This is a genomic window from Bradyrhizobium sp. KB893862 SZCCT0404 (assembly GCF_018130885.1).
Classification (GTDB): Bacteria; Pseudomonadota; Alphaproteobacteria; order Rhizobiales; family Xanthobacteraceae; genus Bradyrhizobium; species Bradyrhizobium stylosanthis.
Map to the genome: position 1 here is coordinate 492,167 of NZ_JAFCLT010000004.1, position 25,701 is coordinate 517,867.

General features: G+C 65.4%; 24 protein-coding genes. 9 read left to right on the forward strand and 15 right to left on the reverse strand.

Annotated features, from left to right (window positions below; translation table 11 throughout):
* Positions 1 to 146 precede the first annotated feature (146 nt).
* From JQ617_RS20210 to JQ617_RS20230, 5 genes are all read right to left on the reverse strand, one after another.
* Positions 147 to 569 (reverse strand): hypothetical protein, encoded by a 423-nt coding sequence (locus tag JQ617_RS20210; protein ID WP_063684527.1) that lies wholly within the window; start codon positions 567 to 569, stop codon positions 147 to 149.
* Between the two features lie 12 nt (positions 570 to 581).
* Positions 582 to 803: a hypothetical protein gene (locus tag JQ617_RS20215; protein WP_063684528.1), complete on the reverse strand. Its 222-nt coding sequence runs from the start codon at positions 801 to 803 to the stop codon at positions 582 to 584.
* 151 nt (positions 804 to 954) lie between these two features.
* On the reverse strand, positions 955 to 1,770 hold the full coding sequence (locus JQ617_RS20220; RefSeq protein WP_063684919.1) for a lytic murein transglycosylase: 816 nt from the start codon (positions 1,768 to 1,770) through the stop codon (positions 955 to 957).
* Positions 1,771 to 1,890: 120 nt separating this feature from the next.
* Positions 1,891 to 2,694 (reverse strand): shikimate dehydrogenase family protein, encoded by an 804-nt coding sequence (locus tag JQ617_RS20225; RefSeq protein ID WP_212027897.1) that lies wholly within the window; start codon positions 2,692 to 2,694, stop codon positions 1,891 to 1,893.
* A 5-nt stretch (positions 2,695 to 2,699) separates the two neighbouring features.
* Positions 2,700 to 4,544 carry a flavin-containing monooxygenase gene (locus tag JQ617_RS20230; RefSeq protein WP_212027826.1) on the reverse strand — a complete coding sequence of 615 codons (1,845 nt, stop codon included), beginning with the start codon at positions 4,542 to 4,544 and terminating at the stop codon, positions 2,700 to 2,702.
* Positions 4,545 to 4,720: 176 nt separating this feature from the next.
* On the opposite strand from JQ617_RS20230, the gene JQ617_RS20235 reads away from it, so the two are divergent.
* From JQ617_RS20235 to JQ617_RS20250, 4 genes are all read left to right on the forward strand, one after another.
* Positions 4,721 to 6,346 carry a long-chain fatty acid--CoA ligase gene (locus JQ617_RS20235; RefSeq protein ID WP_212027827.1) on the forward strand — a complete coding sequence of 542 codons (1,626 nt, stop codon included), beginning with the start codon at positions 4,721 to 4,723 and terminating at the stop codon, positions 6,344 to 6,346.
* 220 nt (positions 6,347 to 6,566) lie between these two features.
* Positions 6,567 to 7,676: a glycoside hydrolase family 172 protein gene (locus tag JQ617_RS20240; protein WP_212027828.1), complete on the forward strand. Its 1,110-nt coding sequence runs from the start codon at positions 6,567 to 6,569 to the stop codon at positions 7,674 to 7,676.
* 32 nt (positions 7,677 to 7,708) lie between these two features.
* Positions 7,709 to 8,920, forward strand: a complete 1,212-nt coding sequence (locus JQ617_RS20245; RefSeq protein WP_212027829.1) for an acyl-CoA dehydrogenase family protein — start codon at positions 7,709 to 7,711, stop codon at positions 8,918 to 8,920.
* Positions 8,921 to 8,979: 59 nt separating this feature from the next.
* Positions 8,980 to 10,302, forward strand: coding sequence for an epoxide hydrolase family protein (locus JQ617_RS20250; protein ID WP_212027830.1), 1,323 nt, complete (start codon positions 8,980 to 8,982; stop codon positions 10,300 to 10,302).
* A 764-nt stretch (positions 10,303 to 11,066) separates the two neighbouring features.
* On the opposite strand, the gene JQ617_RS20255 is transcribed toward JQ617_RS20250, so the two are convergent.
* From JQ617_RS20255 to JQ617_RS20270, 4 genes are read right to left on the reverse strand one after another with little or no spacing between them, the layout of a single operon-like run.
* A complete protein-coding gene (locus tag JQ617_RS20255; protein WP_212027831.1) occupies positions 11,067 to 11,933 on the reverse strand; it encodes an efflux RND transporter periplasmic adaptor subunit in 867 nt (288 codons plus the stop codon).
* Complete coding sequence (locus JQ617_RS20260) at positions 11,930 to 12,136, reverse strand: DUF1656 domain-containing protein (protein WP_212027832.1); 207 nt, start codon at positions 12,134 to 12,136, stop codon at positions 11,930 to 11,932. Before JQ617_RS20260 ends, JQ617_RS20255 begins: the two co-directional genes overlap by 4 nt.
* Positions 12,133 to 14,181: an FUSC family protein gene (locus tag JQ617_RS20265; protein WP_212027833.1), complete on the reverse strand. Its 2,049-nt coding sequence runs from the start codon at positions 14,179 to 14,181 to the stop codon at positions 12,133 to 12,135. The genes JQ617_RS20260 and JQ617_RS20265 overlap by 4 nt, the downstream gene beginning before the upstream one ends.
* A gap of 2 nt (positions 14,182 to 14,183) precedes the next feature.
* Positions 14,184 to 14,657: a MarR family winged helix-turn-helix transcriptional regulator gene (locus tag JQ617_RS20270; RefSeq protein ID WP_212027834.1), complete on the reverse strand. Its 474-nt coding sequence runs from the start codon at positions 14,655 to 14,657 to the stop codon at positions 14,184 to 14,186.
* Between the two features lie 127 nt (positions 14,658 to 14,784).
* Between JQ617_RS20270 and JQ617_RS20275 the strand changes: the two genes are divergently transcribed.
* Complete coding sequence (locus JQ617_RS20275) at positions 14,785 to 15,975, forward strand: MFS transporter (protein WP_249157272.1); 1,191 nt, start codon at positions 14,785 to 14,787, stop codon at positions 15,973 to 15,975.
* Positions 15,976 to 15,987: 12 nt separating this feature from the next.
* Here the strand turns inward: JQ617_RS20275 and JQ617_RS20280 are convergent, their stop codons facing one another.
* The 5 genes from JQ617_RS20280 to JQ617_RS20300 form a co-directional block, all read right to left on the reverse strand.
* Positions 15,988 to 16,896, reverse strand: a complete 909-nt coding sequence (locus JQ617_RS20280; RefSeq protein ID WP_212027836.1) for an amino acid ABC transporter substrate-binding protein — start codon at positions 16,894 to 16,896, stop codon at positions 15,988 to 15,990.
* 140 nt (positions 16,897 to 17,036) lie between these two features.
* Complete coding sequence (locus JQ617_RS20285; protein ID WP_212027837.1) at positions 17,037 to 18,470, reverse strand: amidohydrolase family protein; 1,434 nt, start codon at positions 18,468 to 18,470, stop codon at positions 17,037 to 17,039.
* 16 nt (positions 18,471 to 18,486) lie between these two features.
* Positions 18,487 to 19,512 carry an ABC transporter substrate-binding protein gene (locus tag JQ617_RS20290; protein ID WP_212027838.1) on the reverse strand — a complete coding sequence of 342 codons (1,026 nt, stop codon included), beginning with the start codon at positions 19,510 to 19,512 and terminating at the stop codon, positions 18,487 to 18,489.
* Between the two features lie 39 nt (positions 19,513 to 19,551).
* Positions 19,552 to 20,328: an ABC transporter permease gene (locus tag JQ617_RS20295; RefSeq protein ID WP_063684542.1), complete on the reverse strand. Its 777-nt coding sequence runs from the start codon at positions 20,326 to 20,328 to the stop codon at positions 19,552 to 19,554.
* On the reverse strand, positions 20,328 to 21,185 hold the full coding sequence (locus JQ617_RS20300; RefSeq protein WP_249157274.1) for an ABC transporter ATP-binding protein: 858 nt from the start codon (positions 21,183 to 21,185) through the stop codon (positions 20,328 to 20,330). The genes JQ617_RS20295 and JQ617_RS20300 overlap by 1 nt, the downstream gene beginning before the upstream one ends.
* A 194-nt stretch (positions 21,186 to 21,379) precedes the next feature.
* Between JQ617_RS20300 and JQ617_RS20305 the strand changes: the two genes are divergently transcribed.
* A complete protein-coding gene (locus tag JQ617_RS20305) occupies positions 21,380 to 22,138 on the forward strand; it encodes a GntR family transcriptional regulator (protein ID WP_212027840.1) in 759 nt (252 codons plus the stop codon).
* Here the strand turns inward: JQ617_RS20305 and JQ617_RS20310 are convergent.
* Positions 22,135 to 22,551: a nuclear transport factor 2-like protein gene (locus tag JQ617_RS20310; RefSeq protein WP_063684544.1), complete on the reverse strand. Its 417-nt coding sequence runs from the start codon at positions 22,549 to 22,551 to the stop codon at positions 22,135 to 22,137. The genes JQ617_RS20305 and JQ617_RS20310 overlap by 4 nt on opposite strands.
* Positions 22,552 to 22,699: 148 nt before the next feature.
* On the opposite strand from JQ617_RS20310, the gene JQ617_RS20315 reads away from it, so the two are divergent.
* From JQ617_RS20315 to JQ617_RS20325, 3 genes are all read left to right on the forward strand, one after another.
* Positions 22,700 to 23,941 (forward strand): amidohydrolase family protein, encoded by a 1,242-nt coding sequence (locus JQ617_RS20315; protein ID WP_212027841.1) that lies wholly within the window; start codon positions 22,700 to 22,702, stop codon positions 23,939 to 23,941.
* Between the two features lie 80 nt (positions 23,942 to 24,021).
* A complete protein-coding gene (locus tag JQ617_RS20320) occupies positions 24,022 to 25,227 on the forward strand; it encodes an amidohydrolase family protein (protein WP_212027842.1) in 1,206 nt (401 codons plus the stop codon).
* Positions 25,228 to 25,384: 157 nt separating this feature from the next.
* Positions 25,385 to 25,690: a hypothetical protein gene (locus tag JQ617_RS20325; RefSeq protein WP_063684922.1), complete on the forward strand. Its 306-nt coding sequence runs from the start codon at positions 25,385 to 25,387 to the stop codon at positions 25,688 to 25,690.
* Positions 25,691 to 25,701: the final 11 nt, after the last annotated feature.

Below are 25,701 nucleotides of genomic sequence, written 5' to 3' on the forward strand. Positions count from 1 at the left end.
GCCGCTAGGGGAGGATGAGCTATGATCGAGGTGATCTCCGCCCTTCTCGCCCTTTGCAGCGTCGGCGTCTTCGCGGCGCATGCGCTGGATGCCTATCGCACCACGCATTACTGAGTGCCACGCGTTCTCGTGAGTACCCCTGCGTCCTAGAAGGGCCGCCGGTAGAAATGTTCTGAATGCGTCGCCGGCGGAAACCTGTTGGCGAGCGCGAGCGCTCCCTTTTCGTCCGTCTCGAGCGCGATCTTCTGCGCGAGCATGACGTCGCCGGGCACGAGAAAGCCCGTGGGGACAAAGCACCATCCCATTGTCGCGCGACCGGCCTCGTCGACCTCATGGACATTGGCGGCCGTGCCGTAGTGAATGCGATACCGCTTGCCGGTATCGCAACCGATGACGTCGAAATACCGGTGCTGCTCGAACTGCGCGCGCTGCTCCGGCGTCAGCCATTCGGCCAAAAGCCGGCGCCCGCGCGCATCCGGCGTATTCTCGCCGAAGAAGCGCCGGTAGAGTTCGCGCAGCGCGTGCAGACGGGCACGCGCGGGCGCGCGGAACCAGAGTGCCGCGAACATGAGCAGCTCAGATCAGCCGCCGACCAGGCGGGGATAGAACAGCGTTTCGTGCGCGGTCGGGTCGAACGATTTGATGCGGGTCACTTCGCCGGGCCCGGTGCGGTAGGCGGCGGTGAAGCCGGCTCCGGTCAGCTCCCGAAAACGCTGTTCGGCCCGCGCCAGCGCTTCGGCATTGCCAGGATCAAACTCGTGGCGCGTATCGCCAGTCTGGTCCATCACGATCTGGGTTGCCATCGTTGAGTCTCCTCATGCCCAGCCCCGAACCTGATCAAAGCAAACCTCGTGCCGTCAGTTCCTGATGGCAACAACTTTCTCGCATCGACGCATCACGCCTTGCTGAGCAGGAGCGCTTTCGAGCGAAGACGACGCTCGAAAGCGGGCTCTGTCAGCGCGAGGCGGCCGCCCCTCCACCCTCGTCGATCTGCCGGCCCATCAGGGCGATCGCCTTCTGATAGACGCCGGCGGCATTCCAGGCCTCGATGGCGGCGAAATTCGGCTCGCCCGGCTGGTAACCGGCTCCCGCACGCCAGCCATGGGCCTTCAGGAAGTTCGCAGTCGAGTTCAGCGCGTTGGCGGCGACCTCGAGATTGCCGGTGCCATAGGCCAGGATGTTCTTGGGCATGAACTGGGTCTGGCCGACCTCGCCATGCATGGAGCCGCGGGTCGATCCCGACAGCGTGCCGCGGTCGATCAGCTTCAGCGCGGCATAGAGCTGGTCGGTGAAGAACTCGGGACGGCGGCAGTCATAGGCCAGCGTCGCGATCGACGACAGCATGTTCTGGTTGCCGCGCTGGCTGCCGAAGCCAGTCTCCATGCCCCAGATCGCGATCAGCGGCCCGGGCGGAACGCCATAGCGCTGCTGGATCGAGGCGAACAGGGCGGCCTGCGACTGCTTGAGCTGCCGTCCCTTGGCGACGATGGTGGTGGCGCCGCGCTTGGCCAGGAACTGGTCGAGCGTCAGCGAAAAGCTGCGCTGGCCGCGGTCGGCGGCGATGGTGGCGCTGGCGTAATTGGTCTGCATCAGCGCCGAGAGCGCGGTCTGGCCGATGCCCTTTCCTTGCGCCTCCGCGCTGAACTCGCGCTTCCAGGCCTCGAACCCGCCGGGCCCGTTGCCGCACGTGGCGGCCTCGGCCATGGGCAGAGAGAGTAGCAGCGCGGCCGCGCCAATCACTGCTGTCGCGACTGTCCTGCCCTTGATCATTGCACGTTCCTCTTGCTGCTGCGCGACCGGCTCGCGCGGGGTGCATGATCCTACGTCAGTCGCCATCGCTCAAGTCCCGACGGCACCAATCAATCCAGGCAAGGCCCTTGACAGAAGCGGTCACGCCTCGTCCGTTCCCAGCAGGAAATCCACCATGATGCTCTGGTGCTGCTGGTACATGTCCGTGCCGGTGCCCGTGACGCAGCCGAGCTTTCGGGCTGCTGCGATGAACGGCGAGATTTCGGGCTTGGTGATGACGCAGCCGCAATAGGCCGATGGCGCAAGCCGCGCCGTATCGACCGGCAGCGGATCGCCATCCTTCATCCCCGCGGGCGTCGCATTGGCGACAAAATCGAAGCCTTGGGGATCCCCGGTGCCGGCGCGCACGGGCGCTTTGCGAAGGCCGTTGAGCCGGCCGATCAGTGCGTCGCGGCGCTCGGTCAGACTGTCATGAATGGCCAGCTCGCTGACCCCGGCCTCGACCAGCTCGAGCGCGATCGCCGAGCCCGCACCGCCCGCGCCGACAAGCAGCGCCCGCATCCCCGCGGGGTCGATCCCCTTGGCCCGCGCGGCACCGACGAAGCCGAGACCATCCACCATGTCGCCATGCCATGCGCCGTCGGGGCGCCGGCGCATCAGGTTCACCGTTTTCAGGAAATGCGCGCGCGCCGTCGCACTCGCGCAGGCCTGGTAGCAGGCGAATTTGTGCGGAATGGTCACGACGATGCCGTCGAGGTTCTTCAGCCGCGTCGCCACCGAGAGGAAGTCGGGCAGATCCACCGGTGCCACCTGAACGGGCATGAGGATGGCGTCGTGCCCCCGCGCGGCGAAGGCGGCGCTCACGCCAGCCGGCGAACGCACCTGCGCGATGGGATCGCCGACGATGACATGGAGCCGCGTGGCGCCTGATGGTGCCGGGATCATGCCGCTCAAGCCCGGGCCTCGGCCGCGGTCCCGTAGGTCAATTCCAGACCGTCCAGATTGCCCTCCTTGCGCCATTTGTCGAGCAGCCGCAGGAAGGCCACCGGACCGCGCCAGTACTGACTGTTTCTTGCCGCAATGGGATCGAACACGCCTTCGTTGTTGTAATAGCCCGGCGTGCATTCGGCGAGATAGGTCTGGCGGCCGATCGCGGCCTTGACGACCTCCTCGACCCAGGCGTTCTCGGCGGCGAGGGTCGGCTCCAGCGTCCTGGCGCCGCGCTTGCGCACCTGGTCGATGACATAGGCGATGTGCTGCGACTGCTCGTCGATGATGTGCGGGAAGTTGGCGCTCTGGCCGGCCTGAACGGTGACGATCAGGAAGCAGTTCGGAAAGCCGCGGCTGTAGAAGCCGTGCATGGTCTTGACGCCGTCGCGCCAGCGCTCGGACAGGCTCATGCCGTCGCGGCCGCGGACCTCGAAGCCCATGCGGCGGGCGTAGTCGGTGCCGACCTCGAAGCCGCTGGCATAGATCAGGCAGTCGAGCTCGTAGGCCTTGCCGTCAACGATGACGGCATTCTCCGTGATGCGGTCGACGCCCTGCCCCTTGGTGTCGACGAGATGCACGTTGGGACGATTGAAGGTGTCGAGATATTCGTCGTGGAAGCACGGCCGCTTGCAGAACGCCTTGTACCAGGGTTTGAGCGCCGCAGCTGCTGCCTCATCCTTCACCACCGCATCGACGCGGGCGCGGATCTCCTCCATCTTGCGATAGTCGGCCTGCTCGATGACCTTCAGCGCCTCCTCCATCGAGGTCACCGGCTGCGGTTGCCGTCGCGGCGCCAGCAGGATCTCGCCGAGGAGACCGGTCCAGCCGTCCTGCACCAGATCGCGCTCGAACGGCTCGCCCGAGATCACCGCCGTGAAATTGTCCATGCGCTCGCGCTGCCAGCCAGGCTTGAGGCCCTGCGCCCAGGCCTGATCCGTCGGCCGGTCGTCGCGCACGCCGATCGCCGATGGCGTGCGCTGGAAGACGTAGAGCTCCCTCGCGGAGCGGCCGAGATGCGGCACGCATTGCACCGCCGTGGCGCCTGTGCCGATGATGCCGACGCGCTTGTCGGCAAGGCCCGTGAGGCCACCCTCGGCGGTGCCGCCGGTGTAGGCGTAATCCCAGCGGCTGGTGTGGAAGCTGTGCCCCCTGAAGCTTTCAATGCCGGGGATGCCCGGCAGCTTCGGGCGGCTCAGCGGGCCGCCGGCGAGAATGACGAAGCGCGCGCGGATGCGGTCGCCGCGATCGGTCTCGACCAGCCAGCGCGCCTCCTGCTCCTGCCAGGTCATGCGCGAGATCACGGTCTGAAACAGCGCGCGCTCATAGAGATCGAAGTGGCGGCCGATGCGGCGGGAGTGCTCGTAGATCTCCGGCGCTCGCGCGTATTTGCGCACCGGCATGTAGCCGGTCTCTTCCAGCAGCGGCAGGTAGATGTAGCTCTCGGTGTCGCAGGCCGCTCCAGGATAGCGATTCCAGTACCAGGTGCCGCCGAAATCGGCGGCCTTTTCCACGATGCGAAAATCCCCGATGCCGGCTTCGCGCAGCCGCGCGCCGCAGAGCAGCCCGCCGAAGCCGCCGCCGACGATGAGAACTTCGGTGTCTTCGCTGACGGCCTTGCGCGCAAAGCCGGGATCGGCCCAGGGATCGTCGAGATAGCGGCCGAACTCTCCGGTGACCTCGACATACTGCGCCTTGCCCTCCGCGCGCAGACGGCGATCGCGCTCGTCGCGATAGCGCGAACGGAGTGCGGAAATATCGACGGTAGGTGCGCCGGCTGTACCGGTCTTGTGTCTTTCCGCTGACATCCATTTCCTCCACGGCGGACGCTGCTTCGCCGGCAGCGCACTCACTTAGCCCCGAAAAAGTGACGCACGCAATCGCGTCGCACGCTTTTTGCGTGAACGCCGCGCGGCGTTCCGCTAACCTCCAGTACAAATCACAAGCCTTAAGCCGCGCAACGACGCGGCATCCGGAGGAGACCATGCAGGGATTAATGATGGACATGCCGCTCTTGATCAGCGGCCTGATCCAGTACGCCGCCGATTATCACGGCGAAGCGGAAATCGTCGCGCGCGAGATCGAGGGCGACATCCATCGCTATACCTATGCAGACGCCCATCCGCGCATCAAGCGCATGGCGCTGGCGCTGAAACGGCTCGGCATGAAGCAAGGCGACCGCGTCGGCACGCTCGCCTGGAATACACACCGGCATTTCGAGATGTTCTACGCGGCCCCCGGCATGGGCTACGTGCTGCATACCGTCAATCCCAGGCTATTCCCCGAGCAGCTCGTCTACATCATCAACCACGCCGAAGACCGCCTCTTGTTCGTCGACCGCGCCACGCTGCCGATCGTCGAAGCGATCGCGCCGCAACTGAAAACGGTCGAGGCCTATGTCGTGATGTCCTCGCGCGAGCGGATGCCGGAGACCAAGCTCGCCAACGTGCATTGCTACGAGGAGCTGCTCGAGAAGGAGAACGACGCCGGCTTCGCCTGGCCGGAGTTCGACGAGAAATCCGCCTCCACCATCTGCTACACCTCGGGCACCACGGGCAATCCCAAGGGCGTGATCTACTCGCACCGCGCCGCGATCCTGCAGACCATGACCTGCTGCAATTTCGACTTCCTGCCCGGCCATGTCGAAGGCGTGCGCGAGGTCATGATGCCGATGGCGCCGCTGTTCCACGGCAACGGCTGGAACATGCCGTTCACCGCGCCCTACACCGGCTCCAAGCTGGTGCTGCCCGGCCGCAACTACGAGCCGGACAAGCTCTATGAATTGCTCGAAGGCGAGAAGGTGACGCTGTCGGCGGGCGTGCCGAGCTTCTGGCTGATCCTGCTCGACTGGCTCGGACGCACCGGCAACAGATTCTCCACTCTGCGCGCAACGTTGTCGTCGGGCTCGGCGCCGCCGCGTGCGATGGTCGAGAAGCTCAAGCGCGACTACGACGTCGACTACATCCAGGCCTGGGGCATGACCGAAGCGCTGGGCTGCTCGATGCCGGGCTTGAGGCCAGGCTCGGAGCATCTCGGCGACAAGGAGAAGTTCGACCGGCGCCAGGTTTCGGGCCGCGCGTGTTTCGGTACCGCCCTGCGCATCGTCGACGATGCCGGCGCTGAGCTGCCGCGCGACGGCAAGACCGTCGGCCACTTACGCGCCCGCGGGCCGTGGGTCGCCTCCGGCTACATGAAGCTCGACGAGGGCCTCGACCGCGACGGCTGGCTGATCACCGGCGACATGGCCGTGATCGACCCCCAGGGCCACGTCACGCTGACGGACCGCTCCAAGGACGTGATCAAGTCGGGCGGCGAATGGATCTCCTCGATCCAGCTCGAGGACATCGCACTGTCTCATCCCGACGTGCTGCAAGCAGCCGTCGTCGCCATCGCGCATGAAAAATGGCAGGAGCGTCCCCTGCTCCTCGTCGTACGCAAGAAGGGTGCGACGGTCGACGGCAAGACGCTGCTCGACCACATGCGCCCGAAGATCGCGAGCTGGTGGATGCCGGACGCCGTCGAATTCCTCGACGAGTTCCCGATGACCGGCACCGGCAAGGTGCTGAAGTCGGCGCTGCGCGAGAAGTTCAGGGAGTATCGCGTCGCTTGAGCCGGCTCGCAACCAGACCCGTAGCCCGGATGGAGCGCAGCACAATCCGGTGCCAAACCAACCGCATCGCACGACCGCCCGTGCGGAAAGAATCCCGGATTACGCTACGCTCCATCCGGGCTACGAACATGGACATGGCGTCTTTCCGCGCGCGGCTTCATCTTTTGGTAGATTGGAGAGCGATATATCGAGGCCTCGCTCACCCCAGGTCGAGGACATCATGAATTTTTCCGGATTGGGCATGCATCTCGGCAACCTGTCGCGCCTGTCGAATGCGCTGACGCGGTCGATCAGTCCGGAGAATTTTTCGGGCGAGAAGGGCAAGGGCGGCATGTCCGTCGACGGCACGGCCGCGCGTCAGGCGCGCGATCTCGGCCAGGGCTGGAAGGTCTCGCCCTATGTTCAGATCGAGCCCGGCACGACCTTCACGCTCGCCGACATCGAGGGCCAGGGCGCGATCCAGCAGATCTGGATGACGCTCGCGCGCGGGCGCCTGCGCCATTCGATCCTGCGCATCTACTGGGACGATCAGGAGCAGCCGAGCGTGGAATGTCCGGCCGGCGATTTCTTTGCCTGCGGCTGGGAGGAATTCGCGCAGGTCTCCTCGCTCGCGGTCTGCGTCAATCCCGGCCGCGCCTTCAACTGCTACTGGGAAATGCCGTTCCGCAAGCGTGCGCGCTTCACGCTGGAGAACCGCAGCGACGAGCAGATCACGATCTACTACCAGATCAACTACACCTTGACCGACGTGCCCGAGGACTGCGCCTATTTCCATGCGCAATTCCGCCGCACCAATCCGCTGCCCTACAAGGAGGCCTACACCATCCTCGATGGCGTCGCGGGCGCCGGCCACTATGTCGGCACCTACATGGCCTGGGGCGTCCACAACAACGGCTGGTGGGGCGAAGGCGAGATAAAATTCTTCATCGACGGCGACGGCGCGTTCCCGACCATCTGCGGCACCGGCACCGAAGACTATTTCTGCGGCGCCTACAATTTCGATCCCCATGTCGCTCATGGCGGCCAGGGACAATCGCGCTATCAGGAATTCACCACGCCCTATGCCGGCCTGCCGCAGGTGATCCGCCCCGACGGCGTCTACCGCTCGCAGCAGCGCTTCGGTCTTTATCGCTGGCACATCCCCGATCCCGTGCGCTTCCGGAGCGATCTGCGCGTCACGATCCAGGCGCTCGGCTGGCTGCCGGGCGCGAAGGACGGCAAATATCTGCCGCTGCAGGACGACATCGCCTCGGTCGCGTTCTGGTACCAGACGCTGCCGACCGCTCCCTTCCCCGCGTTGCCCGGGCCGGACTATCTCGAAATCGCGTAAGGCCGGCCGCCGTTCGATCAAGGAGACCTGAGATGCTCTATCCGATGTCGCCCAAAGTCGTCGAGCTCAAGCGCAAGCTCGAGAGCTTCATGGACCGGCACATCTACCCGAACGAGGAGCGCTTCTACCGCGAAGCGGAGGAGCTCGGACCGTGGAAGGTCTACCCCGTCGTCGAGGAGCTGAAGCCGCTGGCGCGCGCCGAAGGCCTCTGGAATCTGTTCCTGCCGAAATCGAGCCATGGCGCCGGTCTCACCAATCTCGAATATGCACCGCTCTGCGAGGTCATGGGCCGCTCGCACCTTGCGCCCGAAGTGTTCAACTGCTCGGCGCCCGACACCGGCAACATGGAGGTGCTGGAGCGCTATGGGTCGGAGAAGGACAAGGAGCACTGGCTGAAGCCGCTGCTCGCGGGCGAAATCCGCTCCTGCTTCGCCATGACCGAGCCCGCGGTCGCCTCCTCCGATGCGACCAACATCGAGAGCTCGATCGTACGCGACGGCGACCATTACGTCATCAACGGCCGCAAATGGTACACCACCAATGCGACCGACCCGCGCTGCAAGATCTGCATCTTCATGGGCAAGACCGATCCCGACAATCCGGACCGCCACAAGCAGCAATCCATGATCCTGGTGCCGATGGACACGCCGGGCATCGAGGTGAAGCGGCCCCTGCCCGTGTTCGGCTTCTACGGCGTGCCTGATCGGGCGTCGGAGGTCGTCTTCACCAATGTGCGGGTGCCGAAGGAGAACATGCTGCTCGGCGAAGGCCGCGGCTTCGAGATCGCGCAGGGCCGCCTCGGCCCCGGCCGCATCCACCATTGCATGCGCCTGATCGGCCTTTCCGAGCGCACGCTCGAAAAGATGTGCCGCCGGGTCCGCAGCCGCGTCGCCTTCGGCAAGCCCGTCTCGGAGCAGACCGTGACGCAGGAACGCATTGCCGAAGCCCGCATCATGATCGAGCAGGCCCGGTTGCTGACGCTCAACGCCGCCTATGCGATGGACACGGTCGGCAACAAGGTCGCGAAAGCCGAGATCGCCATGATCAAGGTCGCCGTGCCCAACATGGCCTGCCAGATCATCGACTGGGCGATCCAGGCCCATGGCGGCGGCGGCACGTCCAACGATTTCGGCCTGACCCAGGCCTACGCGACGGCGCGGCTGCTGCGGCTTGCGGACGGGCCGGACGAAGTCCACCGCAACCAGATCGCGCGGTTCGAATTGAAGAAATATTCGAACGTCTAGGCCGACGCCGGCGCGTCGGTATTAGTACAGGAGCGGGCTTGTAAACAAGGAGGCCGAACATGACTGCAATCTCCTCCTCACCCACCCGCCGACGCCTCCTCGCAGGGGCAGTCGCAAGTGGTGCCGTCAGCCTGCTTCCAATACATTTCGTCGCCGCACGCGCGCCATCGAAGCAAGGAGGGGCCCCGGTTGGTACGACCAAAGCCGACGCAATTCTTCCCTTCCGCGTCAATGTCCGGGGTGAAGACCTCGCTAATCTCCGCCGGCGCCTCGCGTCGACACGCTGGCCCACCAAAGAGCTCGTTGAGGATCGGTCGCAGGGTGTGCAGCTGGCGACGCTGCGGGCACTCGCCCGCTACTGGTCGACCGAGTACGACTGGCGCAAGTGCGAGGCACGGCTGAACGCGCTGCCACAGTTCACGACCGTGATCGACGGGGTGAAGATCCATTTCATCCACGTCAAGTCCCGGCATGAGAACGCGCTGCCGCTGATCATGACCCACGGCTGGCCTGGGTCGGTCATCGAGCTACTGGATACGGTCGGTCCCCTGACTGACCCGACCAAGTATGGCGGCACTCCCGAGGATGCATTCGACCTGGTGCTGCCGTCCTTGCCTGGCTACGGCTTTTCGGGTGAGCCGACCGAACTCGGCTGGGACACCGCCCGCATCGCGCGTGCGTGGGCGGTGCTGATGGATCGCCTCGGCTACACGCGCTACGTCGCCCAGGGTGGCGACGTAGGAGCCGCAGTAACGGATGCGATGGGGCGCCAGGCACCCAAGGGACTTCTCGGCATCCACGTCAACTTGCTCGCGGGTGCGGCGGCAATGTCCGACAAGCTGCCCGCAGAATCCGAGAAGGAACGCGCAGCGCAGAAGGCGGCCGCGACATTTAGGACGAGTGGCTTTGGCTACTTCCTTGAGCAGTCGACGCGGCCACAGACGATCGGCTATTCCCTGCTGGATTCACCCCTCGGGCTCGCGAGCTGGATGCTCGACCATGACACCGACAGCTACTACAAGATTTCCCGAGCGTTCGTGGAGGGTAAGCCCGCGGGCAATCTCACCCGGGACAGTATCCTCGACAACATCACGCTGTACTGGCTGACAGGCACTGGGGCCTCGGCCGCGCGGTGGTACTGGGAGGCCGGACAGGCCGCAGCCCGTGCGGCCGGCAAGTCTCCTCCGGCGGTCGCGGTTCCCGTAGGATTTACGACGTTCCCCGGCGAAATCTTTGCTGCGCCCCGAAGCTGGGTCGAGATTATGTACCCCGGTCTCGCCTACTTCAGCGAGGTCGAACGTGGCGGGCATTTCGCCGCCTGGGAGGAGCCGAAGCTGTTTTCAGATGAGGTACGCGCAGCCTTCAGATCATTGCGCAAATAACGCACCAGAGGCTCGACGCCGACGATGTTGAGCACGCGCGTCAGATTGCAGGTCAGCGCGCGCCGCGCCATCTCCGTGGCGACCTTCGGCAGCGTCTTGCACAGGAAGGGCTGGCCGCGCGTCATGAGTCCTGGAGACTGCGCCAGGGAATCGGCGTCAGTCGAAGCTTGGCGGCTCCTGGATGGGCGCAGATACATTCTGATTCGAAATCGCTTCGAGCATCGCTCCGAAAATGATGAATGGCAGATAGAACGCAAGCATGATGGTATTCCTCCTGCCGTGACAACTTTGGCTCGCAGGCCATGTTCCTCGAATTGACGCTCGCCCGCCTCGGAACATTTTCGGCGCTTACCGAACTACCGACGAAACCGAGTCGCGGGCCGTATCAAGAGCGCATCGCGTCGATCGCATGGGCGATCAGAACGGCTGCGCTTGCGGCAATGAGAAACACAAGCAACCAGCTCACGTCCGCCTCCGGTCGGAAGTGAACGCGTTCATCCATGCACAGTCAAAAACCATCGCTCTGGAACCGCTATTCCGCGGCTCGCTGATGCTTCGCAGCAACAATTGCATCCGCTATCGGCGCTATCGGCAGAACGCCAAGAGGAGCAACGCGCCGACGACACAGGCTGCTAGGACTAAAAACCAAACGCCCATACAGTCCCCCGACTCAACACACGCGAGTCAGGGTTAGCCTTACGATTTGGCATTGAAATGCTTGTTGCCGGTTTTCCCCAGCCAAGCGCGATCATCTGCTCGCTGCGTTATTCCAACACCTCCACCGTCGCCGAGCGTCCCGCGACCAGCGAGAGGTTCTCCGGCACCGGATCCAGCGCGATGCGCACCGGGACGCGCTGCGCGAGCCGCACCCAGCTGAAGGTCGGGTTGACGTTCGCGAGCATGCTGGCGCCCTCGGCGCGATCGCGGTCCTCGATGCCGGCGGCGATGCTCTCGACATGGCCCGACAGTGTCACCTTCTCGCCCATCAGGCGGACCTGCACCTTGTCGCCGATGCGGATGCGCGCGAGTTTTGTTTCTTCGAAATAGCCTTCCACGTGCAGCGTGTCGGTATCGACCAGCGCCATCACGCCCTTCCCAGCCGTGACATAGGCGCCGGGGCGCAGATCCATGTTGGTGATCACGCCGTTCACGGAGGCGCGGACCTCGCTGCGGTCAAGGTTGAGCTGGGCGACAGCGCGGTCGGCGACGGCCGCATCGAAGGCCGCTTTGGCCTGCAGCTGGGTGGCCAGCACCTGTTCTTGCTTCTGCTGCGAGACCGCATCGGTCGTCAGGGTGCTGTAGCGCTTCAGATCGGCGTTGGCCTGGTCGAGCGTCGCCTGATGACCCGCGACCGACGCATCGGCCTGCCGCAGCGCCAGCGCGAAGCGCTCGCGGTCGATCCGGAACAGCACGTCGCCGCGACGGACTTTCTGGTTATCCTTGACCAGCACCTCGGTGACGAAGCCGGAGACATCGGGCGCGACCTGGACCACATCGGCGCGCACGCGGCCGTCACGGGTCCAGGGCGATTCCATATAATAGACCCACAGCTCGCGCCCGACCGCGAGCGCGAGGACGACGGCAATGACGGTCAGCGCGAGGCGGCTGAGCCAGGCAAGATTGCCCTTCATGAGAGGTACTCCGAGAGATAGACGACGCCGCCGAGAAGGCAGACGAAAATCGCGAAATCGAACAGCGCGCGGTGCCAGACCAGCCGGTAGAGGTCGAAGCGCTGCATCAGCCGGCGCAAGATCGCGCTGAGCACGTAGGCGACGATGATCCACAGCAGCAGCGCCGGCACCAGCACGCCATAGATGTCGATCACATATCTCATGCCGCAACACTCTCTGCGCGCGGCCGATAGGCCGGCGCGTCGGGGAACAGGCCGCGGCGGATACCGACGAGGCCGATCAGGGCGTCCTCGCGCGCGCTGTCATTGGGGTCCTTCACCGCCTGGGCGAGCGCCCTGTCGACGCTGGTCAGCAGCTCCGCCGGCATGCCATGACCCGCATAGCCGCGGCAGGCCATGGCGAGCCGATCGAGCATGTCGTCGATGACGGCGATGGTGGATGCCGCCAGCCCATAGCGGGCGCGGCGGAGGTCGATGATGTTGATGCCGATGCGGAGCTGCACCAGGCTGTCGGCATCGCGGCGGTCGCTCTCCGAGAGGAAGGCGATGCGCTGCACCAGCAGCCCGAGCCTGTGCAGCATCAGCCCCGCGAACTCCGCGCGGTCGCGCTTGCCCCGCCGCTCCGCCGCGACCGCGATGGTCTTCCAGCCGGACAGCACCAGGCGATTGGCGATCCATTCCGCCCCCACCCCGCGTGCGATCCGCGTCACCAGCTCGGCGATGACGACGCCGACGAAGAAGGCGACGGCGGAATTGGCGTAGGAGGCGAAATCCGCGTTGTAGGTCGATTGCAGCGCCAGCAGCGTCGCGGTGTTGGCCGCCAGCGCCATGCCGGTGCCCGCCGTCGCCGGCCGGCTGATCAGGAAGCCATAGAGCAGGAAGGTCGGCGCCAGCGCCACCACCAGGACCTCGAGATGCGAGATCGCGGGCACGAGCGCGAACAGATAGATCGCAACCACCACGATGGCGACCAGCGACCACAGGCCGAAACTGCGGATGAAACGCGCGGGCTCGTCCTGCGCGGCGAAGAACGAACACGCCACCGCCGCCATCATCGGGGCCGATGCGCCATCCGGCCAGCCGGTGCCGATCCAGAATGCGCAGCAGATCAGGATGGCAATGGCGGCACCGGCCGCCGACCACAGCGCAAGGCCGCGATCCCGGTGGCGCACGGGCGCAGCACCCGCCTCGGAATGGAAGGCAAGCTCGACGGTCGCGACGTTGCGGCTGTCGGCGATCGCCTCGGCGAGCTCACGGCAATCGCGCGAGAGGTCGACGAGCTCACGCAGCCGCGACAGCAGGCTGGTGACGATGATCCGCTCCCAGTCGGCGCTGTCGTCGAGCAATGCCTGGCGCTCGGCGATCATGGTGCGGATACGCTCCGCCGGCTGCCGCTTCCTGACGTCGCTCACGATCCATTGCGAGAGGTCCTCCAGCAGCCGCATCAGCTCCGGCTGGCGGCGCAAGGCCTCCTCCCCCAGTGCCGCCAACCGGTCCTCGAGCGAGGCGATCACCGGCAGCAGCATCAGCATGCGCAGCCGGATTTCGCCGAGACCCTTGACGGCGTTGCGGTCGGTCAGCCGGTCATAGGCAAGGTGGGTGGAGAGCGTGTCGATCTCGACGATGTCGGTCGCGAGCTTGAGCCGCTTGCCGCGGCGAAATTCGCCGGTGCCCTCGCGCAGCAGCACCGCCTGGCTGAGACGGCGCGCGTCCAGCAGCCAGGCCTCGACGCGATGGGCGACCGCGGGCGCGACGCTGCGCGGAAAGACGATGGTGGAAACGAGGCTGGCGCAGATGATGCCGAGCGAAATCTCCTCGAGCCTTGCCACCGCGGTGTCGAAGATGGCGCCGGGCTCGGACACCGAGGGGAAGCCGATCAGCGCCACCGTGTAGCCGGCGAGCATGAAGACATAGCTGCGCGGCGTGCCGTCGAGCAGCGATAGATAAAGGCAAAGTCCGACCCACAGCGCGATGGCAAGACACAGCAGTTCCGGCGCGTCGACCAGGTTCGGCACCAGCACCACCGTCATGACGGCGCCGACCAGCGTGCCCATCACGCGGAAGAAGGCCTTCGAGCTGGTTGCGCCCGCAAGCGGCTGCGAGGTGATGTAGACGGTCGCCATCGCCCAATACGGCCGCGGCAGGTCCATCGCGAGCGCGATGACGAGCGCCAGCATCGACGCCGCGAACGTCTTCAACGCAAAAATGAGGTCCGCATGGCGGACCAGGAACGGCTCGTCTGCGCGCATGGCTATTTCGTCTCGGGACCAGTCTTGACGTCGTGCAGGCGACTGGCTCGCTGTTCGATGCGCTGAAGAGTCTCGAATGTTATCGCAAGTTCCTCGGGCCCGATATCCCTCAACAGGCTCGCCCGAACACGCCGCAAGATCCGGTTGGTCTCCTCGACCTTGGCCGCACCCGCCTTGGTCAGATGGAGCGTTTTGGCACGGCGATCGGTCGGGTCTTCCCGGCGTTCGACCAGGCCCTCGGCCTGAAGCAGGTCGATCAGGCGCACCAGCGACGGCCCCTCGATGCCGAGCTCGTCGGCGAGCACGCCCTGTCTGACATTCTCGCCCTGACGCGACAGCACCAGCAGCGGGATCGCGGTCGCGTAGGACAGGCCGTGGTCGGACAGCGCCTGATCCGACTCGCGCCGCCAGATCCGGCCGAGACGGGTGACGAGCCGGCCGATTTCGGCGTGGATATGGGCCTGCGACGGAGCCATGCAAATTAGATAGGACACGAACTATTAGTTTGCAACTATATATCCCGGCATCACGGCGGTGATCACGCAGAAGCGAACGAGGACGGGCGCGATGGGACCGGGTTCCCCGGCACATGCAGCGGAGAGGATGGCCGGCCACAGCGCGCTGACGCTGGTGCCGACCTTCGTCGTCGTGGCCGTGGACGCCACCGGGATGGGGATCATCCTGCCGTTGCTGCCGTTCTATTCGCAGCGGCTCGGCGCCACGCCGTTCCTGCTTGGCGCGCTGATCTCGGCCTATGCCGTCTGCCAGCTCATCGCCGGTCCCGTGGTCGGAATGCTCTCGGACCGCTACGGGCGGCGGAAAGTGCTGGTCGTCAGCCAGATCGGGACGTTCACCGGATTCGTCCTGCTCGCTCTCGCCGGCAATCTGACGCTCGTATTCGTGGCGCGGATCATCGACGGCCTGACCTCCGGCAACATCTCGGTCGCGCATGCCTATGCGGCCGAGCACAGCGCGCCCGCGACGCGCAAGCAGGCGCTCGGCATGACCAGCGGAGCGATCGGAACCGGGCTCCTGCTCGGCCCCGCGCTCTCGAGCTTCCTCGTGCATTACGGCCAGACCGCACCGGTGTGGGCCGCCGCCGCGCTGTCCCTGATCAGCATCCTCGCGACGATCGCCCTGCTCCCGCCGGATCATCCGGCGTCCGAGCCACGCTCCCGGCATCGCATCCCTGAGCCGACGCTGGCTCGAAGCCTGCTCGGCCGACACTACGCCTGGCGCCTGCTCGGCCTGCTCATCGTGTTCTTCTTCGTCAACGCGATGTTCCTGTCGCAGATCGGCCTGTTCCTGTCGGCCCGGTTCTCCTGGGCCGGCCATGCCTTCGGCGCGCGCGAGCTCGGCTGGGTGTTCGCCTATGCCGGCTTCATCAACATGGTGGTCCAGGGCCTGCTGATCACGCGCATCAGCCTGATCGCCTCCGACCGCAGTATCGTGATGGCGGCGTTCGCCTGCATGGGACTCGGATTTGCAGGTCTTGCGTCCCGCGACAATGTCGGCCTGCTCGCGGTCAATCTGACGCTGATCATCGCCGGCACCATGTTCGCGCGGAGCACGCTGACGGCTGAGTTGTCGCGAAGTACCGCGATCAACCGCCAGGGCATGATCATGGGCCTCAACCAGTCGCTGATGTCAGGCGCGAATATCGGCGCCCCGCTGGTGAGCGGCGCGCTGATCGGTCATCGGCTGTTCGTCCCTTGGGCGCTTGTCATGGCGGTGGTCGCGGCAATCGGCGCGGCGCTGGCCGGGCAGCTGCTGGACACGCCGCGGACGCGCTAGCGTCCCCTCGCCTCACTTCACCAGATAAACGTCCGGATCGGCGCTTGAGCTAGGATTCTTGAAGGCGGCGCGCAGGGCCGGCGACATCGGGACATTGTAGTTGATGCCGTTTGGCGGCGTCGGTGCTTCCAGCCACTTCCGGTAGAGCACCTCGATCTCCGGGCTTGCATAGAGCTCGGCCGTGGCGCGATCGGCCAGCGCCTTGAACGGTGCATCCTCCCGCCGCAGCATGATCCCGAAGGGCTCGGCCTTCGCGAAGGTCTCCTCGCTGATCATGAACAGGCCCGGCTCCTTCGAGCGCGCAATGGCGACCGCAAGCTGGACGTCGTCGAGCGCATAGGCCTGTGCACGGTCGGTCTCGAGCAGCAGGAACGCTTCGGCCTGGTCCACCGCCGGCATGATCCTGATGCCGAGGTTGCGCTCGGTATTGACCTTGGCGAGCTGGTTCAAATTGACCGAGCCTGCCACGGCCGTGACGGCCTTCCCCTTGAGGTCGTCGATGGTGTTGATCTTGGCGGCCTTCTTGGCGGCAAAGCGCGTCGCGCTGAGGAAGTGCGTGTTGGTGAAGGCGATCTGCTTCTGGCGGTCGGCATTGTTGGTGGTCGCCGAGCAATGCAGGTCGAGCGTGCCGTTGACCATCAGCGGGATGCGGTTCGACGAGGTCACGGCGACATAGTCCACGGCAATGTCGGGCATCGCGAGCTGCTTCTTCACGGCGTCGACGATCCTGAGGCAGATGTCCATGGCAAAGCCGACCGGCTTCTGGTTGCCGTCGAGATAGCTGAACGGGACCGAGGCTTCCTGATAGCCCAGCGCGATCTTTTTCGTCTCCTTCACCTTCTGGAGCGTACCCGTGAGGTCCTGGGCTGAGGCTGCGCCGGCAAGACATGTCACGGCCAGAAGAACGGTGGGAAGACGCATCGGGAGGCTCCTCTTGGGGTCATCGACTGCAGCCGAGACCTATGGCGGAGCTGATAGCCTACATAGGCGCCCGGCGCCAGACGAGGCAGAGTTTAGCAGCTATCGCCTTTTTCTATACTTCCCGGTCGCGGGCCGGCGCTTCATTGACAGGTGAGCTGCTGCTCGAACCAGCCGCCCAGCCGATCCGACAGGGACGGCCACATCCGCTGGAAGCTGCCGAGCCTGCCGACATTGCTGCGGTACATCGCCCGCAATTCGTCCTCGATGGCCGGCAGGTCGACGCCCACGCAGACCCCCTCCCGCGCGATCGTCCTGCCGGCGACAACGACCTCCTTCACAAGAGACGCATTGCCGCGCGCGAACAGCAGCGCCATGGGATCGACCGGCATGATCCGGTCCCGATCCAGCCGGTCGAGATCGATCACGACATAGTCGGCCGGATTGCCGGCGACGAGCTCGCCGGTGCCGGGCGCGCCGGTGGCGCGGCGCCCGTTGCGGACGGCGAGCGAAAACATCTCGGCCGGCGTCCATGTCGCCTTGAAACCAAGACCGCCATGGGCGAGTTGCACCAGCCGCATCTCGCGCAGGATGTCATCGTCCTCGTCCAGCGCCAGCCCGTCGACGCCCACAGTGATGGCGCAGCCGCATCCGTGCGCGGCGGCGATCGGCGCGAGCCCGGAGCGCAGATGCATGTTCGAGCTGAAATTGGTGACGATGCGTGCACCGGAGGCCGCGATCATCTCGAGCTCGTCCGGGCTGGCGTGGATGCAATGCGCCAGCGTCAGTCGCTCGGAGAGGAAGCCGATGTCGCGCAGCCATCGCACCATGTCGGGAAAGTTCCGGTCGGCCCAGGCGCGCTGGTACACCGTCTCCAGCAGATGCATGTGGATGCGGCGACCGGTCCGCGCCGAGTTCTCGGCCACCGCCTCCAGCAGCGGCTTCGAGCACCATTGCACGCCGGCGGGGCCGAGCTGCACATCGACCATCGGCCCGGCGATGGAAGCGGCAATCGCGTCGGTCAGCTCGATATAGGCCTTGGGCGGCATCGGCGCGCGGACGAAGAGGTCTTCGATGGTCTTGCGGTCATCGCCGGACAGCCCTGAAAGCGCCGGCTCGGCATCGCCGTAGACGATCGGATTCTGGTCGCGCACGGCCATCGCAAACGCGATGCGGATGCCGACGTCGGATGCCGCTCTCGCAACGGCCTTGGCTTCATCGAGAAGAGGCATTGTCCCACTCGGGCGGGTGTAGTGCACCATCATGGCGGCACAGCCTGCCTTGGCCGAACGCGCCAGTGCAGAGGCCGCGGTCAGATAGGGATCGACCGGCGTGCCGAGCGCGGTGCGCAGGATCCAGCTTTCCAGGGGCATGCCGACCGCGCCGAAGGACGACGCGGTGGCACGGGCGTGGTCATGGGCGTTGACGAAGGCTGGAATGACGAAGGAGCGAGGCCCCTGCCCCGCTCCTTCCGAGATATCGGTGATGACACCGCCGTCGTGCCGCAGCACGACGTTGTCGCTGGTGCCGCGATCAGGGCCACGGAACAGGCTGGTTGCCGAAATCTCCGTGGCCATGACCGTCTCTCCGAGATCAATTGGCAGTATACACCAACTCCCGCTCGGCGCGCGGCGGCAGGAACTCACGCGAGAACACTTCCGCTGGTGTCGGCGCGCGGGCGAGCTGATAGCCCTCGACCACGATACCGATGGCGCGCGTCATGCGGTCGTCCTTGACGTCGCCGATGCCGATCTCCTTCATCTCCGGCGAGACGATCAGCTTCTCGAAGGAATATTGCAGCCGGCGCTTCTCGACGCCGACGTCGATCAGATTGTCGTAGTTCAGCGCCGCCTTCATGCCGGCATTCTGGTCCTTGGCGACCGCGATCGCGCCCTTGTTGATGGCACGCACGAGGCCAGCGACGGCCTTCGGGTTCGACGCGATCAGCTTCTTGGAGACCATCACGCCGTTGGAATAGAGGTCGAGGCCGTACTCACCGAACGAGAACCATTTGAAGTCCTTGTCCGGGTCCTGGCGGTTGAGCACCAGGTTGAAATAGCTGGTGATGTTGAAGACGAGCGCGGCGTCGATGTCGCCCTTGATCAGCATTGGCTCCTGCAGGTTCGGCGCCATGTTGGAGATCTTGATCTTCTCGCCGTCGAGCCCGTTCTTGCGCGTGAACACCGGCAGCAGCCGCGTCGTCGGCGTGCCCTGCGCGCCGCCGAGGGTGTGGCCCTCGAAATCCTTGATTGTGTTGATGCCGCTGGTCTTCTTGGCGACGATCGCGAAGGGAGGCTGGTTCCACATCATGTAGACCATGACGGGTGCCTCCTGCGGCTTGGTCGAAGCGTTCTGGATGATGGCATTGACGTCGCCGAAGCCGGCGTCATAGGCGCCGGACATCACGCGCGTGACGGTGGCGCCGGAGCCCTCGCCCTGGTCGATGACGACGTTGAGGCCTTCCTCTTTGAAATAGCCGTTGTCCTTGGCATAGAAGAACGCGGCGTCGCTGCCTTGCGTCTTCCAGCCCAGCGTGAACTTGATCGTGGTTTCCTGGGCCATCGCGGCGCCCGTGGACAGGGCCAATCCCAGCAGCGCGGCAATTGCTTTTCTCAACATCGAGATCTCCTCAGCTTCGTTGCGTGACGGTTGGAAAAATCAGGTGGCGATCACGTCGTTCTTGCGCGTGGCCCAGCCGGTGACCTGCCCTTCGATCAGCGAGAACACGACGTAGAGGGCGACGCCGAGGCCGGCGAGCACGAACAGGCCGGCGAACACCAGCGGCACGTTGAAATTGGAGGACGCGGTCATCATGACGTTGCCGATGCCGCGGTTGGAGGCAACGGTCTCCGACAGCACCGCGCCGACGAAGGCGTAGGAGATCGCAACCTTCAGCGAGGCGAAGAAGAACGGCATGGTCCGGGGCAGACCGACGTTCCAGAGAATGTCGAACTTGCTGGCGCCGAGCGCCTTCAGCACGTCCTCGAGCTCTGGCTCGGTGGTCGCAAGGCCGGTGGCGATGTTGACGACGATCGGGAAGAAGCAGATCGACAGCGCAGTCAGCACCGCCGGCACCGTGCCCGAGCCGAACCACAGCACGAAGATCGGCACCACCGCGACCTTGGGGATCGAGGAGAAGCCGATCAGCAGCGGATAGCAGGTGTCATAAGCGGTCTTGGAGACCCCTATGATCGCGCCGAGGGCGACACCGAGCGCGACGCCGAGGACGAAGCCGAACATCGTGGTGGCGAGCGTCTGCACGATGTGCGGCCACAGCACCGGAAAGCGCTGCACCAGCGTCACGAACACCTGCGAGGGTCGCGGCAGCACCAGGTCGGACATGCCCGTCATCAGGCAGAACAATTCCCAGGCGACGAAGAACAGCACGATCAGGCCCGCCGACCACGCCTTCTGCCTGATATCGATCCCGAACATCAGCCTGCCCCCTGTTGGCTAGCGCTGCGCGCATCCTCGATGAAGGCGCGCAGCTTCTGGTTCAGCGCGACGAAATCCGGCTCGAACGTCATGGCCACGGTGCGCGGTCGCGCGAACTCGACACGGCTGTCGTCGAGGATGCGGCCGGGACGCGCGCTCATCACGCAGATGCGGCTGGCGAGGAAGCCGGCCTCGCGCAGATCGTGGGTGACCAGCAGCACCGTCGGTTTGTGCGTCATCCAGAGGTTCTGGAGGATCGCCCACAGCTCCTCGCGGGTGAACTGGTCGAGCGCGCCGAAGGGCTCGTCCAGCAGCAGCATGCGCGGCTCATGGATCAGCGCGCGGCAGAGATTGGCGCGCTGGAGCATGCCGCCGGAGAGCTGCCAGGGATAGCGGCTGCCAAACCCCTTGAGACCGACCTGCTCCAGCAGCGCGTTGGCCTTGTCGCGGAATTCGGTCTTGCGCAGCTTGCGGAAGTTCGAGCGGAACGGCTCGACGATCTTCAGCGGCAGCATGATGTTCCGCTCGATCGTCATCCACGGCAGCATGGTCGGATTCTGGAACGCCATCCCGACGCGCAGCGCCCGCGCCGCCACCTCGCGGCCGCCGACGATGACGACACCGCTGGTCGGCTGCACCAGGCCGCTGACGAGACGCAGGATGGTCGATTTGCCGCATCCGGACGGGCCGACCAGCGCGACAAACTCGCCGTCGGCGATCCGAAGGCTGGTCTTCGACAGAGCGGGCACCGCCCGGTCGCCGCGCCCGAAGGTCACGGACGCCTCGGACAGCTCGATGGCGGTGACGGCGGCGCCTTCCGGAACAGGCTGGCCGTCAAACTGGTCATTGGGTTGCATGCGCATCACAGCCAAAGTGCATGCAAGCTGGATGCCAGCCGCCGGCCCTAGCAAAATCAACGATCTGGCCGATCCCGGCGCCGGACGGTCGGATTCGATTTAGGCAATCCAGACGCCAAACTGCATGCAATTGGTGCGCTGAACTGGCGCGCGCCTGTGCTAAGGAGAGCCGTCACCCCCTACAGGATTCGCCGATGGCGGCGCGCGCAACCAGCAAGACTTCCGAATCGTCCGACAAGGTCAGCGTGATCTGCCGCGCGCTCAGGCGCGCCATCATCGAGCAGGCGCTCGAGCCCGGCGCAAAGCTGCCCGAGGACTCGCTCGGCGAGCGTTTCGGCGTCAGCCGGACCATTGCGCGTCACGCCTTGGGGCAGCTTGCCGCCGAGGGCCTCGTCGAGCTCCGCCGCAACCGGATCGCGGTGGTGGCGACGCCGAGCTGGCAGGAGGCGCGCGATGCCTTCGACATCCGCATCGAGCTGGAACGGCTCGTGGTAAGGCAGCTCGCGGGCAAGCTGACCAAGGCCCAGATCGCCGAGCTGAATGCCCATGTCGACGCCGAGGATCGGTCGCGCGGCGGCACGGATGCGGTCTCGATCCGGCTCGCCACCGAATTCCACATCCTGCTGGCGCAGATGACGAACAGCCCGATCCTGGTGCGCTATGTCAGCGAGGTCGCCTATCGCTGCTGCCTGACGTTGTCGCTCTACAGCCGGCCGCATTCCACCGAATGCGCCATCAACGAGCACCGCGCGATCATCTCGGCGCTTGCCAAGGGCGACGAGGCCAAGGTGATGGACTTGATGCACCATCACCTGGATTCCGTGGCCAATCGCGCGCTGGTGGCTCCCACCCCGCAACGCGGCCGCGATCTGCTTGATATCCTCGCGCCCTATGCGGACGAAGTGACCAGCGACCGCGTCGTCAAGCTGCCGAAGGTCGCGCGGAGAGGCTAGGCTTCGATCCCGCGCTGGACGAGAATGCGCTCGGCGCTGTCGTTCCAGACATCCATCTTCACGATCTGCCCGCCCTTCACGACGAAGCGGTCGACATAGCGGTTGCCCTCGAACGGCGTGCCGTCCATCCACTCGCCATAGAGCGTGCCGACGCTGTAGACGACGGTCTCGTCCGCGCCGGGGCAGACGTCGAACCGGTCCATCTTCTTCTTCACCCAGCGATAGCGCTTCGCATTGAAGCCGGTCGGCCCGCGCGGATGATCGAATTCGCGCCCGCCGGTGAAAGTGATCACCGTGCCCGGCTTCATGTAGGCTGCTGCGGCGTCGGGATCGGGTATCATCGACGCCGTGAGATAGGCCTCCACGATCTCGGCATCGGTCATCGGGCGTTCGGCTTTTGCAGGGGCGGACATGGCGGGTTCTCCGGAGTGCCGGCATTCTACAATTCAGGCCTCAAAGTGCATGCACATTTTTTGAACAGTTTGGCTATAGAATTGCACACAATCTGGAGCTGCCTGTTCCCCCGGCTTCCGCTAAGCTAGCACACCTGAATCTGACGCCATGACCACCCAAGCCGCCTTTGACCTGATCTTCCGCAACGCGCTGTTGCGGTCATCCGCCGCACCCGTCGATATCGGCGTGACGGGCGGCCGTATCGCCGCGATTGCTCCCAGGCTCGCCTGCGAGGGCGTCGAGATCGACCTCGGCGGGCACCTCGCCCTGCCCGGCTTCGTCGACACCCACATCCATCTCGACAAGGCCTGCCTGCTCGGCCGCTGCGGGCACAATCATGGCAGCGTCTCGGAAGCCATTCGGGCCGTGGCCGGGATGAAGAAGGATTTTACCGTCGAGGACGTCTACGCGCGCGGCGCCCGCGTGCTCGAACGCGCCATCGTGCACGGCACGACGCGGATGCGCACCCACGTCGAGATCGACCCGCGCATCGGCCTGCGCGGCTTCGAGGCGGTGAAGGCGCTCAAGCACGATCATGCCTGGGCGATCGACCTCGAGCTCTGCGTCTTCCCGCAGGAGGGCCTGACCAACGACCCCGGCGCCGAGCAGCTACTGATCCAGGCGCTGCACGACGGCGGCGAGGCCATCGGCGGCTGTCCCTATATGGACACCGACCCGAATGCGCATCTGGAACGCATCTTCGATCTCGCGCAGGAGTTCGACATCGACGTCGACCTGCATCTCGACTTCGACCTCGATCCGTCCTGGTGGCATCTCGACGAGGTCTGCCGCCAGACCGAGCGGCGCAACTACGGGGGCCGCGTCGCGATCGGCCATGCCACAAAGCTGTCGGCCCTGCCGCCGGAGCGGCTGAAAGCCGCGACGGCGCAGCTGGCGAGATCAGGCGTTGCCGTCACCGTGCTGCCCGCGACCGACCTTTACCTGATGGGACGCGAGGCCACCCACAATGCGCCGCGGGGGCTGACGCTCGCCCACAAGCTCGCGGGCGACGGCGTGCTGTGCTCGGTCGCGACCAACAACGTGCTCAATCCCTTCACGCCGTTCGGCGATGCCTCGCTGCTGCGGATGGCGAACTTCTACGCCAATGTCGCGCATGCCGCGGTCAGCGATTTCGACACCTGCCTCGATCTGGTGACCGAGTTGCCGGCGCGGTTGATGAACCTCGGTGACTACGGCATCACGGTCGGCAATCCCGCCGACCTGATCGTGCTCGACACCCAGGACAGCCGCTTTGCCATCGCCGAGCTGCCCGACGTGATGATGGGATTCAAGGGAGGCCGGCAGACGTTTGAACGGAAGCGGCCCACGCTGCTCCGCCCCGAACGCTGAACGCCCTTGACGTCCCGGCATCTTGCGCCTTGCGCGCAGGTCGCGCGACACTCATCCCGATCCATCACGGAGGAACCAAAATGGCCTTCGACACCACCTTCCTCAACGCGCGTTTCGACGGCGGCGCCCGCCATCATATCGCGGTCAAGGACGGCCGCATCGCCGCGATCGCTCCGATCGACCAGCCGCCGGCTGGGGCCGAGACCATCGACCTCGACAACGCCCTCGTCGTTCCCGGCTTCGTCGAAGGCCATATTCATCTCGACACCAGCTTCTATGGCGACGTCTGGCGGCCGCACAAGCCGTGCACCGACGGCTTCAACGTGCATGAGCGCGTCGCCTTCCAGGCCCAGAACATGGCCGAGGCGGCGCCGATGGACGTGCGCGCGCGCAACCAGCTCGATCTCTGCATCGGGCACGGCACCACGCAGATGCGCAGCCACGTCATGGTGGACGGCTCGGTCGGTCTGAAATCGCTCGAGACGATCCTGCGCGTGCGGGACGAATACAAGGGCTTGATCGACATCCAGCTCGTCGCCTTCCCCCAGAGCGGCATCCTGGCGAGCCCGGGCACGCCACAATTGCTGGACGAGGCCATCGGGCTCGGCGCCAATCTCGTCGGCGGGCTCGATCCGGCGAGCTTCGACCGCGACGTCGAAAAGCATCTCGACGTCGTGTTCGGCGTCGCCAGCAAGCACGGCGTCGACGTCGACATCCATCTGCACGACATGGGCACGCTCGGCGCCTTCGAGATCGAGCAGATCGCGGCACGCACCCGTGCGCTCGGCATGGAAGGCCATGTCGCCATCAGCCACGCCTACGGGCTCGGCGATATTCCGGCGGACTACCTCAAGAAGATCGCCGACAACCTGGCCCGGTCCGGCGTGGCGATCATGACCAACGCACCGGGCGCCCGGCCCTTCCCGCCGATCCTCGCGCTGCGCAAGGCCGGCGTCACCGTGTTCAGCGGCAACGACAACATCCGCGATTCCTGGTGGCCGTACGGCGACGGCGACATGCTGCGGCGGGCGACCATGCTCGGCTATCGCTCCGGCTTCAACATCGACGAGGAACTGCGTGCCGCGTTCGACGTCGTCACGGAGGCCGGCGCCAGGGCGCTGCGACTCGAAGGTTACGGCCTGCGCGTCGGCGCCAAGGCCGATTTCGTCACGCTGCAGGCGGCGCACGTTCCCGAAGCCGTGGTTGCGGTGCCGCAGGGCCGCGCCGTTTACAAGGCAGGTATGCTTGTCGCTTCTAACGGTACGATTGTCGGGAAACGCCGCTGATCGCAGGGCCTTCGAGGCGGTTTTTCCGCCGATTTCCCCCAAAATCCGAGTCCGGTAGAATCCCGGACCGTAACCCAACGCATTGTGAGAACGCCCGCGCTGACCGTACTTGGACATGCGCACTGATCATCTGCGTTCTTTTGGGGAAGTTATGGATATGTTCAGCGCATTCAGCAGCATTGATTACCGTTCGATCCGGGCCAGCACGCCCGCCGAAGCGGCCGTGAAGCGATTGAACGGCATCGGCGAAGTGCTCTCCAGCCTCGATCTCTCGGCGATCCACACGCAGGACGAGATGGCCCGCGCTTTGTGGACACTCGACACCGCCGACAAGTGCATTCGCATGATCCTGACCGAGTTCGGGACCGAGCGCACCAGGGACGTCGTCCGCGAGGCCGCGAGCCTGACCGATTTGATCGAGCAAGCCCGCGACGAAGTCTCCAGCCATCGCGACGGCGGCTAGCCTCTGAGCTG

Coding starts and splice junctions, on each gene's coding strand:
- JQ617_RS20210 (WP_063684527.1), bottom strand. CDS start 569: ATGTTCGCGGCACTCTGGTTCCGCGCGCCCGCGCGTGCCCGTCTGCAC.
- JQ617_RS20215 (WP_063684528.1), bottom strand. CDS start 803: ATGGCAACCCAGATCGTGATGGACCAGACTGGCGATACGCGCCACGAG.
- JQ617_RS20220 (WP_063684919.1), bottom strand. CDS start 1,770: ATGATCAAGGGCAGGACAGTCGCGACAGCAGTGATTGGCGCGGCCGCG.
- JQ617_RS20225 (WP_212027897.1), bottom strand. CDS start 2,694: ATGATCCCGGCACCATCAGGCGCCACGCGGCTCCATGTCATCGTCGGC.
- JQ617_RS20230 (WP_212027826.1), bottom strand. CDS start 4,544: ATGTCAGCGGAAAGACACAAGACCGGTACAGCCGGCGCACCTACCGTC.
- JQ617_RS20235 (WP_212027827.1), top strand. CDS start 4,721: ATGCAGGGATTAATGATGGACATGCCGCTCTTGATCAGCGGCCTGATC.
- JQ617_RS20240 (WP_212027828.1), top strand. CDS start 6,567: ATGAATTTTTCCGGATTGGGCATGCATCTCGGCAACCTGTCGCGCCTG.
- JQ617_RS20245 (WP_212027829.1), top strand. CDS start 7,709: ATGCTCTATCCGATGTCGCCCAAAGTCGTCGAGCTCAAGCGCAAGCTC.
- JQ617_RS20250 (WP_212027830.1), top strand. CDS start 8,980: ATGACTGCAATCTCCTCCTCACCCACCCGCCGACGCCTCCTCGCAGGG.
- JQ617_RS20255 (WP_212027831.1), bottom strand. CDS start 11,933: ATGAAGGGCAATCTTGCCTGGCTCAGCCGCCTCGCGCTGACCGTCATT.
- JQ617_RS20260 (WP_212027832.1), bottom strand. CDS start 12,136: ATGAGATATGTGATCGACATCTATGGCGTGCTGGTGCCGGCGCTGCTG.
- JQ617_RS20265 (WP_212027833.1), bottom strand. CDS start 14,181: ATGCGCGCAGACGAGCCGTTCCTGGTCCGCCATGCGGACCTCATTTTT.
- JQ617_RS20270 (WP_212027834.1), bottom strand. CDS start 14,657: ATGGCTCCGTCGCAGGCCCATATCCACGCCGAAATCGGCCGGCTCGTC.
- JQ617_RS20275 (WP_249157272.1), top strand. CDS start 14,785: ATGGCCGGCCACAGCGCGCTGACGCTGGTGCCGACCTTCGTCGTCGTG.
- JQ617_RS20280 (WP_212027836.1), bottom strand. CDS start 16,896: ATGCGTCTTCCCACCGTTCTTCTGGCCGTGACATGTCTTGCCGGCGCA.
- JQ617_RS20285 (WP_212027837.1), bottom strand. CDS start 18,470: ATGGCCACGGAGATTTCGGCAACCAGCCTGTTCCGTGGCCCTGATCGC.
- JQ617_RS20290 (WP_212027838.1), bottom strand. CDS start 19,512: ATGTTGAGAAAAGCAATTGCCGCGCTGCTGGGATTGGCCCTGTCCACG.
- JQ617_RS20295 (WP_063684542.1), bottom strand. CDS start 20,328: ATGTTCGGGATCGATATCAGGCAGAAGGCGTGGTCGGCGGGCCTGATC.
- JQ617_RS20300 (WP_249157274.1), bottom strand. CDS start 21,185: ATGCAACCCAATGACCAGTTTGACGGCCAGCCTGTTCCGGAAGGCGCC.
- JQ617_RS20305 (WP_212027840.1), top strand. CDS start 21,380: ATGGCGGCGCGCGCAACCAGCAAGACTTCCGAATCGTCCGACAAGGTC.
- JQ617_RS20310 (WP_063684544.1), bottom strand. CDS start 22,551: ATGTCCGCCCCTGCAAAAGCCGAACGCCCGATGACCGATGCCGAGATC.
- JQ617_RS20315 (WP_212027841.1), top strand. CDS start 22,700: ATGACCACCCAAGCCGCCTTTGACCTGATCTTCCGCAACGCGCTGTTG.
- JQ617_RS20320 (WP_212027842.1), top strand. CDS start 24,022: ATGGCCTTCGACACCACCTTCCTCAACGCGCGTTTCGACGGCGGCGCC.
- JQ617_RS20325 (WP_063684922.1), top strand. CDS start 25,385: ATGTTCAGCGCATTCAGCAGCATTGATTACCGTTCGATCCGGGCCAGC.